Annotated in this window: 12 protein-coding genes; all 12 read right to left on the reverse strand. The window is 38.5% G+C overall.

Features of this window, described 5'->3' with window-relative positions:
• Positions 1 to 2: 2 nt before the first annotated feature.
• The 12 genes from H562_RS0113165 to mnmE all read right to left on the reverse strand — a co-directional run bounded on the left by H562_RS0113165 (position 3) and on the right by mnmE (position 12,728).
• Entirely contained in the window at positions 3 to 1,103 is a 1,101-nt protein-coding gene (locus H562_RS0113165; RefSeq protein WP_027377931.1) for an AAA family ATPase, read from the reverse strand.
• Between the two features lie 16 nt (positions 1,104 to 1,119).
• The gene (locus H562_RS0113170) at positions 1,120 to 2,376 is read right to left on the reverse strand and encodes a restriction endonuclease subunit S (protein ID WP_027377932.1); all 1,257 of its coding nucleotides are present in this window, start codon (positions 2,374 to 2,376) and stop codon (positions 1,120 to 1,122) included.
• Entirely contained in the window at positions 2,373 to 3,404 is a 1,032-nt protein-coding gene (locus H562_RS0113175; RefSeq protein WP_027377933.1) for a virulence RhuM family protein, read from the reverse strand. Before H562_RS0113175 ends, H562_RS0113170 begins: the two co-directional genes overlap by 4 nt.
• Positions 3,401 to 4,948 carry a type I restriction-modification system subunit M gene (locus H562_RS0113180; protein WP_027377934.1) on the reverse strand — a complete coding sequence of 516 codons (1,548 nt, stop codon included), beginning with the start codon at positions 4,946 to 4,948 and terminating at the stop codon, positions 3,401 to 3,403. Before H562_RS0113180 ends, H562_RS0113175 begins: the two co-directional genes overlap by 4 nt.
• A 72-nt stretch (positions 4,949 to 5,020) precedes the next feature.
• Entirely contained in the window at positions 5,021 to 7,294 is a 2,274-nt protein-coding gene (locus H562_RS0113185; protein WP_084466379.1) for a DUF3987 domain-containing protein, read from the reverse strand.
• Positions 7,257 to 7,592 carry a helix-turn-helix domain-containing protein gene (locus tag H562_RS15165; RefSeq protein ID WP_034691195.1) on the reverse strand — a complete coding sequence of 112 codons (336 nt, stop codon included), beginning with the start codon at positions 7,590 to 7,592 and terminating at the stop codon, positions 7,257 to 7,259. Before H562_RS15165 ends, H562_RS0113185 begins: the two co-directional genes overlap by 38 nt.
• Positions 7,589 to 7,891 carry a helix-turn-helix domain-containing protein gene (locus tag H562_RS0113195; RefSeq protein ID WP_034691196.1) on the reverse strand — a complete coding sequence of 101 codons (303 nt, stop codon included), beginning with the start codon at positions 7,889 to 7,891 and terminating at the stop codon, positions 7,589 to 7,591. The genes H562_RS15165 and H562_RS0113195 overlap by 4 nt, the downstream gene beginning before the upstream one ends.
• 127 nt (positions 7,892 to 8,018) lie before the next feature.
• Entirely contained in the window at positions 8,019 to 8,771 is a 753-nt protein-coding gene (locus H562_RS0113200) for a hypothetical protein (RefSeq protein WP_156832009.1), read from the reverse strand.
• Complete coding sequence (locus H562_RS0113205) at positions 8,771 to 9,463, reverse strand: hypothetical protein (protein ID WP_027377938.1); 693 nt, start codon at positions 9,461 to 9,463, stop codon at positions 8,771 to 8,773. The genes H562_RS0113200 and H562_RS0113205 overlap by 1 nt, the downstream gene beginning before the upstream one ends.
• Before the next feature lie 3 nt (positions 9,464 to 9,466).
• Positions 9,467 to 10,573: a site-specific integrase gene (locus H562_RS0113210; RefSeq protein WP_027377939.1), complete on the reverse strand. Its 1,107-nt coding sequence runs from the start codon at positions 10,571 to 10,573 to the stop codon at positions 9,467 to 9,469.
• A complete protein-coding gene (locus tag H562_RS0113215; RefSeq protein WP_027377940.1) occupies positions 10,570 to 10,971 on the reverse strand; it encodes a helix-turn-helix domain-containing protein in 402 nt (133 codons plus the stop codon). Before H562_RS0113215 ends, H562_RS0113210 begins: the two co-directional genes overlap by 4 nt.
• Positions 10,972 to 11,189: 218 nt before the next feature.
• Positions 11,190 to 12,728: a tRNA uridine-5-carboxymethylaminomethyl(34) synthesis GTPase MnmE gene (gene mnmE, locus H562_RS0113220; RefSeq protein ID WP_027377941.1), complete on the reverse strand. Its 1,539-nt coding sequence runs from the start codon at positions 12,726 to 12,728 to the stop codon at positions 11,190 to 11,192.
• Positions 12,729 to 12,902 lie beyond the last annotated feature (174 nt).

Consider the following 12,902-nt stretch of genomic DNA (forward strand, 5'->3'; position numbering starts at 1 on the left):
AATTAAATTGTCAATTTAAAACTATGTCTCGTCTTGAAATCATGTAGCAATTTTGCTAACATCGCTTTCTCACTTTCTGTGATATCCGGTATTTCCTCGCCTGAAAATTTACTATGACTTGAAAAGTTGATGACACGTTTATAATAGCCCTCCCGAGCACCTACTGTATCATTTGATAATAAATCATCCCACTGTCTGTACCCTAAGAATGTAGCACTTTTTTCTAGAATATTTCTAAGAAAATTAAAATGATACTTTTGAATTTCTCCGGATGCAATCGCTTTTTCTAATTCTGAAATAAGGAAAAGATGATACGAAAAAGGCGAATCTGTTGAATTCTCCATATTGTATGTACCATCATCAAGCTTTTCTAAACGATATTTAACTATCTTTTTCTCTCTATTAAATTCATTATACAATACATTGTAAAATAATGGGTTGTGTGTCGTAACGATGAACTTAACCTCAGATTCGCTGGACTTTATTAAATCTGCTAAATTAACTGCCAATTCGATCAAATGATTATCATCCAATGAACTAACTGGGTCATCAATAAATACATATTCCAAATCATCAAAATTATCTGTTTCTCTATCTTCAGCTTTGTTTAGAACGTCGATAACCTGATTTAAAAAGCAATAAAAAACACTCCAAATAAAACAGCTTTCTTCGCCCTTTGATATTTTAATATTACCCAAGTTTTGGTCGTCTCCAGTATCTATAGAGAAAATAACTTCGGAATAATCTGCACTAAAGACAGGGTTTATCTTATTGCTTGTATGATGCTGAAAATTGGCAGCAATATTAAACTCCTGACCTTCTTCGGCGAGCACCCAATTTGTAAAAGAGTTGGGTTGAATTTTAAGTTTCCTCTCTGTATCTCCATCCAAATCATTATCCCAAAAGAATAAATCTTCGGTAAAGGCATTGTAGTATAATACTTTTATCTTACTCTGTTCATCTTCGTTATTCTTAGGTGCTACTTCTTCTTTAAACGCTCTGGACAAGCGTGTTTTTCCCGTTCCATTAAATGCGTAAACCAGTTGTACTTTATTCTTAGAGTTTCTTAAAATTTGTGTGATGTCGCTTAAAGTTTGTGCCATATATTAAGTCTCTATTTTAATAAGAAAAAGTTAACAATTGCTCTCTGTAATATTCGTACTGCTTGTTTCGTAGTGTTATTTCTTTTTTGATGGCTGATATAATAGCTTGGGTCTTGGCATCCATATCATCTAAAATTTTAACAATTCGTTCTTGTTCTTGTGAAGAAGGCACTGGGATTTTAAATTGACGTAAAGTGCTAAGATTTAGCATACCATAATCTTTCATCTGGGACTTTAATTCGTTATATAAACTTGTTATGTACACAAATAAATATTTATCATTAATTAGTTGTGTATTTAATGATTTGATACTAGCAATATTCTGATTAGTACACGCATTAAATTCTAAAAATCCAGTTTTAAAAATTGTAGCTCCAACTAGTGCTATTAAAGTGCTTTTAGGTTCTAATAACTTAGCACTTGAATTATTTAATCCTTCTTCTGTAATAAAATCTTTTGCTTTGTAGATAGAAGTATTATTACAAGATTCAGATCTTAACCAAGGTATTATTCCATTTTCCCAATATTGGATTTTAGTTTTACTTGGAGTACCTCCTGCAGAAATTTTAAAATATTCAGTATCTCCCAAACTTTTCCACTCCACGTCTTTACCTTCAAGCGTAAACAACTCTTCTCGGTAGAAATTATATTGTTTTTGGTGGAGATCGAGTTCTTTTTGCAGTGCTGCGGTGAGTTGGTTGGTTTCTTCGGAAAGGCTGTCTAAAATACGGACAATTTCCTGCTGGATTTTTAAGGATTTTTCAGGGTTGTCGGGAAAAGGGATGGGTATTTGAAGTTTTATAAATCTCTTCTTAGAAATATTATAGCGAGTTACTCCACTAGCAGTTTTAGCTATGGCATCACGCATATATTTACTTCTAAACAAATACTTTGTAAACTCTGGGATCAGTTTAATTTCCGAATTAAATCGCAAGCCAAATGAAAAACTGTTCAAATACATTTCACTATCAGGGGATTTCGTAACACTGGATGACATGCCTGCCTCACTAGCGATTTCTGATGACCCCGTGAATAGGACATCACCATATCTTATTACATATTGATTTTCATTTGGTAAAACTTTCACATTTTCTAGTGTATCGAAATTTACTTCATTATTATTAAATATGTTTTTATAAGTTACATACTTAGCGTTACCATCAGTGAAATCATTTTTATTTTTTCCCTTTAGGCCCCCATACAATTCTGATATTTCATCCAAGCTTATCCACTCCACCTTTACCCCTTCCAATAGTTTTGTTAACTCACTCATGCTTCTCCGTCTTTTTTAGTTTCTTTTGCTTTGCTTAATTTACTGCCTTTTTTGGCTTGCTGCTCGAGAATCGAAATGGTTTTCAGGTATTCGCTTTCTACGCCGCTCAGGGTTTTGGCTTTGTACTTTTTGTATTCCAGCGTTGCCTTTTCTTTCATTTTTGCATGAGAGATTTCGCCGGCGTTTTCCAATACCTTTCGCCCGGCAGAATTCAATATGTTATCCAACTCGCGAATATAATCCTGCATGCGCATTTCGCGTTCTTCAATCGCATTCAATTCCGCTAAATCAAAATAAGCGGCTACGAGGTTATTCAAAACCCGCAGTTCTTTTTCTTCTAAAAAATTTTTAGCGACCATGGCTTCTGCCTGCGTGGGTTGCTCCCCTTTAAAATTGGTTAAACCAGCAAAAGGTTTATCGCTGTCCACCCGCATGTATACCACTTCGCTGGCGGTATGTCCGTGCGCTGCATAATGCAGTTTGTTTTGAACAATTTTGAAGAAGGTTAAACTTTCTTCACTTTTCGGATCGTAATCCGTAGCGGTCGCATAGAGATCTAAAATCTGACGGTACATTACTTTTTCGCTGGAACGAATATCGCGAATACGGTCTAAAAGTTCTTTCCAATAGTTACCGCCACCGAGGTTTTTCAGACGCTCGTCATCCATAGTAAATCCTTTTACGATGTATTCTTTTAAGCGGGATGTTGCCCATTGGCGGAAGCGTGTGGCGATTTTCGAGTTTATCCTGTACCCTAAAGCAATAATCATATCCAGATTATAATAATCCAACTCACGGGTTACCTCTCTGGTGCCTTCTGTTTGAACTGTTCGGATTTTCCGAACAGTTGCTTCCGGCATTAATTCTTCTTCTGCATAAATGTTTTTAATATGCTCACTGATGGTAGATTTTGCAGTCTGATACAATTCTACCATTTGCTTTTGTGTAAGCCAAACAGTCTCATCGTCCAGTTGGACACTCACTTTCGTGATGCCATCTTCTGTGGTATATAAAATTAACTCGCTCATGCTTCAATCTCTTTAATAATGTTAGCGATAGAAAACCGTAAAGAAGTTATAGTCTCCACGGTAGTGGCAAGTTCTCTATTTAGATCATCGATATTGAGGACTTCACGGGTGTCTTTAGCTTCCACATACGAACTTACAGAAAGATTATAATCATTTCCAGCAATCAGTTTATTATCTACTGTAACGGCCGTATACTCTACATTTTCTTTGGCATCGAAGATTTCCATAATCGTATCTATATGGTGATCTTCTAAGATATTGTTGTTGGTTACTTTCTTATAGAAGCTTTCGCCACTGGCATCGATAAACTGGGTTTTAGGATCTTTTTTGTTCTTGGAAAGCACCAGAATATTTACGGCAATCGTAGTTCCATAGAATAAATTCGGAGGCAGAGAAATTACCGTTTCCACATAGTTGTTATCGACCAAATATTTTCTGATTTTCTGTTCGGCACCGCCGCGGTAAAAAATACCCGGAAAACATACAATGGCTGCCCGACCTCTACTGGACAAATAACTTAAAGCATGTAAAACAAACGCAAAATCGGCTTTAGATTTTGGAGCCAACACACCAGCAGGAGCGAAACGCTCATCATTAATCAAAGTAGGATCATCCGAACCTTTCCAGTTCACAGAGTAAGGGGGATTAGACACAATTGCATCAAAAGGTTTATCATCCCCGAAGTGAGGCTCTGTAAGGGTATCACCCAGCGCAATATCGAACTTATCGTAATTAATGTTATGCAAAAACATATTCATACGTGCTAAGTTGTAAGTGGTATGGTTAATTTCCTGACCAAAGAAGCCTTCTTCAATAATATGATTTTCAAACTGTTTTTTGGCCTGCAACAACAAAGAGCCAGAGCCCGCTGCCGGATCATATATCTTGTTTACTTTTTCCTGTTTATGCATCGCAAGGCGTGCAATTAAATGCGAAACGTTTTGAGGCGTAAAGAACTCACCTCCAGATTTACCAGCATTCGCTGCGTAGTTATTAATCAGAAATTCATAAGCGTCACCAAATAAATCGATTTTGCTGTCGCTAAAGCTTGCGAAATTCAATTCTGCTATTCCTTTTAAAACAGCTGTTAAACGTCTGTTTTTTTCTTCAACCGTATTTCCTAAACGTGAACTGGTGGTATCAAAATCTGCAAACAGCCCTTTGATATCAGATTCGGAAGGATACCCGTTTGCAGAATTTTCGATGGCATTAAAAATAGTCTTTAAATCTGTGTTTAAATTGTTGTTTTTACTGGCTTTGGTCTGTACATTTATAAACAGTTGCGAGGGATAAATAAAATAGCCTTTAGATTTTACGGCATCATCTACTATATTTTCAGGAATATCGGAATCATCAAATTTGGCATAGTCTACGCTGTTGTCACCAGCTTCTATATAATCCGTAAAATTTTCGCTAATAAATCGGTAGAACAGTGTACCTAAAACGAAATTTTTAAAATCCCATCCATCTACTGAGCCCCGAACTTCGTTGGCAATCTTCCATATTTTATTTTTTAATTCGTTTCTTTGATCTATACTTGTCATTATTGATTTTAATTAAGGCGTGTGTTTTGTTTTTGTTAATTTTAGTAAACCACCAAAGATAACAAGATTTTGTTATTTTTGATTGTTGATTTTTTTATAAACTCCATCTTTAATCTTTTCCAATACCTCGGGAACCAATTTCCGCAACAGATCATCTACTGTGCGTTCGCTTAAAGTTAGTTTAGCACCTTCTACTACTGCCTGTTTTCGTTGAAAAGTTTCTGGTAATAGCGCAATTAATTTTTCTTTATTATTTGTGGGTTTGAAGTTTTCTTCCTGGTCACTGGCTGAAAGACTGTTAAAGACCATTATAGAATGTTCTATATAGACTTTGCTCAGTAATATGGCTGCCGTGAAATCTTCGTCCGTACAAAAAACGGTATCTGCAGTGTCGCCATTTTCGAATTTGCGAAGCGCTGTAAACACCATGCAGATTCTGAATGTTATTAATCCTAATCTATACACCACTCCTGCAATATCGTCGGAATTATAGAGAACAGACTGCTCTAACCGGTCTTTGAATTCCCTGTTGAACCACGACCACTGGTCGTGGGTAAACTGTACTTCTGTAGGATAATTGATGAGCAGTTCTGCAGCCTGCAAAAGTTTTTCGGAGAGTTCTGCGAAATGATCGTTGTATACAATTCCATTGGCCGCCGGAGCGGGACTTTGCCAGACTATTGGACTTCTGAAAGCATAGAACATAAAGCGGCTGAACAATCCGTTTTCTGCAGATCCGATGAGGCGAGGAACCTGTGCCGGAGTACCTGACAGACAGACGGCAATTTTGGGTTCTTTAATTTCAAATACTTCATTATTGGTTTTGCGCGCTATGGAAATAGGTTCATGATGAAATGCACCCCGCAAGAGCGGTGAGTAACTTCCCCAATCCTGTTTATTTGCTCCGGACATTGTATCAGCTTCCGTCTCGAACATAATGCCGTTGCCACCGTTATCGTTGATCATTTTGATGAGCATGGACTGGCTTGTATCGGCTGGAATGAACACTCTTCTGAACGGTGGTTCTACGGGCTGTTCAGGAGGATCCTCCCCTTTTTTGAGTTTGGCGCAGATGGCTTTGTATCTAAGTAATTCCTTTTGATATTCTTCCTTTTCTGCTTTGGACTGTTCCGTAATTTTGCAATGGTATTTGTCTGCCAGCCGTTTGGCGTTTTTCATTACGCCTTTTCCATTTGCTGCCGGTGCGATGATAAATCCGAATAGATTCGGAAATACTCTTTCCTGGTGATAAATCCCAACAACCTCCGGCAGGCATCCGCTGATGACTGTGAGTGCGCTGGTCAAAAACACATCGCGTTTTCTGCGATCTTCGTCGAATGCCAATGCTCCCTCTTTCAGGATATTGGGCAGGCTTTGATAGACCTCTTCCGGAATATGCGGCATGGATTTCAGCACATCTTCCGTGATCGGCGCTGCACTATTTGCAGTGTTTGCAAATTCTGCAAGGTCTGCAATATCTGTAATTCCTGAGAACTTTTTATGTTCGCTTTCATTCAGTTTGTAGGCACTGTTTACTGTCGCTGTAATTTCTTTTGGATCGAGATTGAAGGTTGATAATATTCTGGCTTCTGCACTAGAGTGTGATAAGCCATTACGGTTGCAGTTACAGGCTAACAGATGAATGTAGGTGTTACGGCTGCCGTGTTGATAAGTGAGTTTTTTATCCGTGAATTTAATGAGGTTTGCAAATATTTCATCATCGGACAAAACCGTTTTGGTTTCTTTCTGTTTGGGCTGTTTCACTGAAACGTCAAATAGTTCCGCCTCATCATTATACCAGGCATCAGAATCCCAAGACATGAAGCAAAGTCGTGAACAATCTTTTCCAGAAGGATCGACGGTTTCATTTAGCGCTGTTTCATAATAGTCCGCAACTTGCTGAAATGCCAAGCCGTGTTCTGAAATGCCGGTACTGACTTTAACCACTACTTTCAACCCTGTTCCGCGTGGACTGATGAACGCTGCCAAAGTAAAAGGTGCAAGAATGGCGGTGTCTTTTGCGGACTGTAGATTCACGGGAGTGATCTCATCGAAATCCAGAATTACACACTGGTTATATTCTGTAATGTCCGTAATTCGCCTGTGATTTTCAAAAGTGCCGGAAGCTGTAAATGCCAGTAGATTTTTTTTGAGTTTGTCGGCTTCCTGTTTTCCCTTTTCAGTATTTATTTTTCTGATTTCTTCGACCTGCTTTTTATAGCTGCCGTTCTTGATCTCTTCTATACACTCCTGCATGGTGGAATGTTTTACTTTTAACGTAAAGTTTCGGAAAACAGTTACCATCAGCTCAGCCTGGGTGCTGGTCATTTGAAAATTTGTTGCCATCAGTTTTCGGATTCAGGTTGGTGTTTTTTGCAGGAACGGTACATTTAGAAAGTAGTTCCAAAATATCATTGAGCCGGTAGTAGATTTTATTTCCTATCTGGACATAGGTGATGATATTTTCAGTTCGCCAATAGGCTGCGGTGCGTTTGCTGACATTCATAATGGAAAGGAATTCCTGACTGTCATACCATACTTCTTCAGGCTGCGTTCTCTGACTTTGTTTGAGCTCTAAAGAAATCTTATCTAATCTGCTGAGGATTTGCTGTACCTCTTCTTCGGAAAATCTGTAGAAACTCATGATCTGCGCTTGTTTCGGATTAAGTAATTTGCGGCAGCGGTTTCTATATCTTCGGCGGTTTCCTGTCTGTTGCGCATTAACCATTCATCAATTTCCTGGCGACGGAAATAGAGTTTCTTGCCTTGTGGGCAGAAATGCGGGATCTGTTTTTGGGAAGTGAGTTTGTAAAGATGTGATGCACTGATGTCAAGATACTTGCATGCATCATTAAAATTGATTACTTCTTTTTGTAGAAGGTTTTGTTCATCGATTTTCTGTTCGAGCTGCGTGAGCTTTTGTAAGATTTGTTCTGATTCCATTTTTGTGGGTTTAATAGGTTAAACTTGAATTATGGAAGCAAAGTAATGCAGCATATAGACGCTACGGTAGTTGCACAGGGTTGCACAACCCCGCGTTAAAGTGTCTGTTTATCGGTGTTTTTGGTGATTATTTTTCTTTGTCTTTTCTTGCTTTCTGCATGAAATGGGTGAATTTTTCCTGCCAGAAATCGACTGTATTGAAGTCGGGAGTATCGAATGCGTTTTTTATAGAATTTGCGCTGATATCTTCTTTCTGTTTTGAGGAAAAGTTTTCGGCAATGAAATTAAAGATGTCGGTTTTGTGTTTGCTGTCAATGATTTCTTCATCGTAAAGGACCCGAAATAAATAGGCTAGTTCTTTAACGCTGAGGTTGGTTTTGAGTTTTTGTTTTGGCTGCACCGTGTTTGGTAGTGCGAAATCGGCAAAGGAACCCAAATAGCCTTTTTTGAAATCCTGCAGAACTTGGTCTGCTGCTTCGTGATAGAGGTGAAAATATTTGTCGTAGTAATAAAATACATGATCAAAATATTTGGACTGGTGTTCTGGCATGCGTATATAATGCTCTTCCATATCATTGGGAATCCAATATTTTTGAAAAAACAATTTTTTAAGAAAATCATAACGCCGGTCTGGTTGATGTGTTTTAAACTGGCTTAATGAAACTGTGAGATACTTATTTATTTCCTGGTTATTTAGGTGCTGTATTTTTTCAAATGTTGTTTGTACAAAATCATGTAATTGCGGACCTTCAAGAAGTTTGGCGAAGTATTGAGGATCGAATTCCTCTACCTCGTTTGTAAAATTAATATAGTACTTCGTTGCGGCATCTATTATTTTATCCTCCAAATCCTCAACTAAAAACATTCTTGGTTTTTCCATTATTTTTTCCATTCTATTTTATCACTGTCTCTGTGAGCGCGAGTTAACTGTAGCATCTGCAGAAGATCTTCGCGGATTTTTTCTATTGTTGCCGGTGATGGATCATAACTTTTGTTTCGGATGCTGTTGGGTGATATTTGCTGTTGGTCTTTACTCTGAAAATTGGCCGCTATAAAATCAAAGAACTTGGTTTTTTGGTTTTTGTCTAAAACAATAATTCCCTGCTCGATTGAAAGTTTGAAAAAATAAGCAAGTTCTTCGACGGTGTAACCAGATTTAAAAGATGCTTTAGCAACGGGAACCTCCGCTGTTTCAAAAGAGAAATTATTGATTACCGATACCATTTCATCAATATAATAGATTTTAAGATTATTCATCGTACGTACATCTTCCGGTTCGATCGTACCTTCAAAATCTTTGTTTACAACATTTATCATGAAGCCAATATTACTGTACTCCATTAATAGTTCTTTTGTTTGTAAAAGCTTTGTTTTAATCCTATTTAACGTGACATCTTCTCCTTTGATAAACATCGAAAATATTTGCTTTTTCAGCTCGGAGGTTTGATTAAAAAGATTTTGATTTACTTCATCATAATCTTTAACGGTAATTTTTTTATTTTCAACATCGACAATAAAATCTAAATTTTCGTTATTGAAAATATATTCAATCAGGGAGGAGTTATGATCCATATCTTATAAATTGATTTTTATTTTATTAGCTGCCGCTACCTTTTTCTCATTAATCACCTTGGCATAAATCTCCGTTGTAGAAAGATTTTTATGACCCAACAGCTTTGAGACTGTATAAATATCGGTTCCCAACGAAATCTGTAATGTCGCATAAGTATGCCTTGCGCAATGGAAGGTAATATGTTTATGAATACCCGCATCAGTAAGCCAATCTTTGAGATAGGTTTTATTCCAGTTTCCGTATTTTAATCCCGAGAATACTTTTTCTTCCTGGCCTTTCTGTTCGCCTAAAAGTGCCCTGGCTTCTTCCGCAATTGGCAGCGTTTCCGCTCCGCTTGTTTTCTTTTGCCTGAACCTGATAAAATTACCTAAATTTTCTGAATGCTGGATTTCTGACCATTTCAGTTTTTCTATATCAGACCATCGCAAACCAGTAAGACAGGAAAATAAAAACATTCTTTTCAGGGTTTTATTCCGACAATGGGTATTTGCTAACTTCTGAACTTCCTCCAAAGTAAGGAATTCGCGCTGCACATCATCCTGCTTGAAAGGTTCAACATAATCAGCTGGATTGGTTTGTAACAGTCCTTCTTTGACTGCCTGCTTTAATGCCGCCCGTAATTTGTTAAAGTAGCTGTATTTGGTATTTAAGGATATTCCTTCGCCGGTTTTGGTTTTTGCTTCACGGCTGAGGTAGTTTTTGAAACCTTCTACCCACTCTTTATTTAAATGTTCGAAACTGACCTCTTTAGGGTCATAATCTTTTATCATTTTTCGTACGGCATTCCAGTTGCCATAGTTTCCCAAACTTTCATATTTATTTTCAGTTAGGGCATCGAAAAATTCGTAGAATTTACCTCTCTGTTTTTCTTTATCTCGTAACCCATAAATATTATTTTGAGCTTCGAGATGTTTCTTGCTCCGGATTTGTTCGGCGAGGTCAAGAATTTTTCTGTTCTCATCTTTCTGCGCTTTGGTCAATTTACCTTTATCTGGTTCGGGTGTAAGATATAAACCAAGATGTTCATATTCCCTCTTCCCTTTATCATAGAAATCCAGATAGAGTGAAATCTTATTTCCTTTCTGCCGTTGCCTTAATGTTACTTTCATTTTCCATCAGTTTTAAAAAGGTTATCTATTTCGGATCGTTGTATAATAGTTCTACGGCCAAGCTTAGCTGCATGCAATACATTTCGCTGCACCAGTCTTTGAATAGTCCATCTGCTTGCTCCCAGAAGCTCTGCTGCTTCCTGAACACTTAGGAATTCTTTGTTTTTAAGATTGAGGAAAGGTTGCAAGGTTTGCAGACTTTGCAAGTTTTGCGGTTTTGCATCATTTGCAAAATTAGTTTGTTCGGAAAGTGCCTGCTGAATCTTTTCTTCTTTCTTTCGCAGCTTGTATGCGAGTTTTGCACAGCGATCACCACAGTATCTTGTAGTGGTAGTCTGCGCTACGAATGCCTGACCGCACAGCTGACAGTGTTTTGGAATGCTGAGTCGTGTGTTCATCTTGTTGCCAGATGGTGCCGTTTGTAGCTCTGTGGTGCTGCATGGTGCAGAAACTCCCCGATACTAGATTATACTAGTTTTGGGCAACAAATTTGTTGCTGTAGCAACATCTGGGCAACAAATATACACGAAAAAACACAATCGGGCAACAAAAAAGAGAAAATTAAATAATTTTAACTAAAAGAATAACAATGTGTTAGCAAATAAAAGAAGGGTAACTACTTCCCAATACAAAACTTCGAGAAAATATTCCCCAAAACCTCATCATTCGTAAACTCTCCGGAAATCTCACCCAACTGCTCCAGCGCATTTCTCAATTCATACGCCAACAGTTCGGTATGAATCCCGGAACTCACCGCTACTTCCACCTGAAGAACAGATTGCAGCGAATTCTGCAAGGCATCAAAATGCCTTTGATTCGTAATGATCACATTGCTTTCCTGATCTTTCAAATTCTCCACGTAATCGATCAACACCGTTTTTACGGCTTCAATTCCTGTTTGATCTTTCGCGGAAATCCTCAACAATTCATCACAAAAATCCGGAAACAATTCCAGGTTTAAAGTGGCGTCAAATTCATTAGGTATTTCGTCGTTGGTCAAATCCACTTTATTATGAACCAGCACAATTTTCAGATCCTCGCGGTGGAATTCCTTCACAAAAGCAATTACTTCTTCAGGCGAGGAATCCTGCTCATCGTAAAGATACAACAGCACTTTCGCCGAAGCAATTTTCTCCTTCGCTTTCGTTACGCCAATTTTCTCAATGACATCCGTCGTTTCCCGAAGTCCCGCTGTATCCACAAAGCGAAAAGCCGTTCCTTTCAAATGAATCAGTTCCTCAATCGTATCCCGCGTTGTACCGGCAATTTCAGAAACAATCGCTCTTTCCTCTTTCAATAACGCATTCAAAAGCGTCGATTTTCCAGCGTTCGGTTTCCCGATAATGGCGACTTCAACTCCATTTTTCAGCGCATTTCCGTATTGGAAACTCTCAATCAAAGAACCCAGTTTATGACGTAAGTTGAGCAGCAATTGAGTCATGGCGGTACGGTCTGCAAATTCCACATCCTCTTCCCCGAAATCCAGTTCCAGTTCAATCAGCGACGTAAAATTCAGCAAGTCATTTCTAAGGATTGAAATCTCATTCGTAATTCCCCCTTTCAACTGATTCAAAGCCACTTTCCGCGACGCCTCATTTTCCGAAGCAATCAAATCAGCAATCGATTCCGCCTGCGCCAGATCAATTCTGCCGTTCATAAAAGCGCGCATCGTAAATTCCCCGGCTTTCGCCAGTCGCGCCCCATTCTTCACCAAAACTTCCAGAATTTTCTTTGCAATATGCGGCGATCCGTGAAAAGAAATTTCTACCACATCTTCGGTCGTAAAAGTCTTCGGCGCAAGAAATACGGAGACCATGACTTCATCAATGAGTTCTTCTGTTTTATAAATGACCGGGTCTGAACCTGTGGTCAATGGTCTATGGTCGGGAATTACATACTGATGCGAACCACCGTCTTTTTTAGTCATTTCAGGAGTTTCATCAATCACAAAGTCCATTTCATTTCCACCTACAACGTGATCCTTATAATCCACGATATATCCATAATGCACCGTATGGGATCTCACCTTTTCCAGGTCAGTTCCCTGAAAACAGCGTTTCGCAATCTTCACGGCATCATTGCCGGAAAGGCGAATAATTCCCAAAGCTCCAACTCCGTTTGCTGTGGCTAGGGCACAGATCGTATCTTGATTCATGCTGTAAAATTACGGAATTATTCCTTTTTTTAGGAGCACAAAGATTTCGCCTCTTTCGAAGACCCGACCCGCTGTCCACTATATCCCGCCGCGGCGGGGATGCCGTTACCATCGGGGCTAGAATGGAGGGCGGTTTTTCTTTTTGGAATTTCAAAATTAAAAATATTAAAACAA

The organism is Kaistella palustris DSM 21579 (assembly GCF_000422265.1).
In the GTDB taxonomy this organism is placed as follows: domain Bacteria; phylum Bacteroidota; class Bacteroidia; order Flavobacteriales; family Weeksellaceae; genus Kaistella; species Kaistella palustris.

What these genes read in the sequence shown, in the direction of transcription:
- H562_RS0113165 (WP_027377931.1), bottom strand. Translation starts at nt 1,103, where the DNA reads ATGGCACAAACTTTAAGCGACATCACACAAATTTTAAGAAACTCTAAG.
- H562_RS0113170 (WP_027377932.1), bottom strand. Translation starts at nt 2,376, where the DNA reads ATGAGTGAGTTAACAAAACTATTGGAAGGGGTAAAGGTGGAGTGGATA.
- H562_RS0113175 (WP_027377933.1), bottom strand. Translation starts at nt 3,404, where the DNA reads ATGAGCGAGTTAATTTTATATACCACAGAAGATGGCATCACGAAAGTG.
- H562_RS0113180 (WP_027377934.1), bottom strand. Translation starts at nt 4,948, where the DNA reads ATGACAAGTATAGATCAAAGAAACGAATTAAAAAATAAAATATGGAAG.
- H562_RS0113185 (WP_084466379.1), bottom strand. Translation starts at nt 7,294, where the DNA reads ATGGCAACAAATTTTCAAATGACCAGCACCCAGGCTGAGCTGATGGTA.
- H562_RS15165 (WP_034691195.1), bottom strand. Translation starts at nt 7,592, where the DNA reads ATGAGTTTCTACAGATTTTCCGAAGAAGAGGTACAGCAAATCCTCAGC.
- H562_RS0113195 (WP_034691196.1), bottom strand. Translation starts at nt 7,891, where the DNA reads ATGGAATCAGAACAAATCTTACAAAAGCTCACGCAGCTCGAACAGAAA.
- H562_RS0113200 (WP_156832009.1), bottom strand. Translation starts at nt 8,771, where the DNA reads ATGGAAAAACCAAGAATGTTTTTAGTTGAGGATTTGGAGGATAAAATA.
- H562_RS0113205 (WP_027377938.1), bottom strand. Translation starts at nt 9,463, where the DNA reads ATGGATCATAACTCCTCCCTGATTGAATATATTTTCAATAACGAAAAT.
- H562_RS0113210 (WP_027377939.1), bottom strand. Translation starts at nt 10,573, where the DNA reads ATGAAAGTAACATTAAGGCAACGGCAGAAAGGAAATAAGATTTCACTC.
- H562_RS0113215 (WP_027377940.1), bottom strand. Translation starts at nt 10,971, where the DNA reads ATGAACACACGACTCAGCATTCCAAAACACTGTCAGCTGTGCGGTCAG.
- mnmE (WP_027377941.1), bottom strand. Translation starts at nt 12,728, where the DNA reads ATGAATCAAGATACGATCTGTGCCCTAGCCACAGCAAACGGAGTTGGA.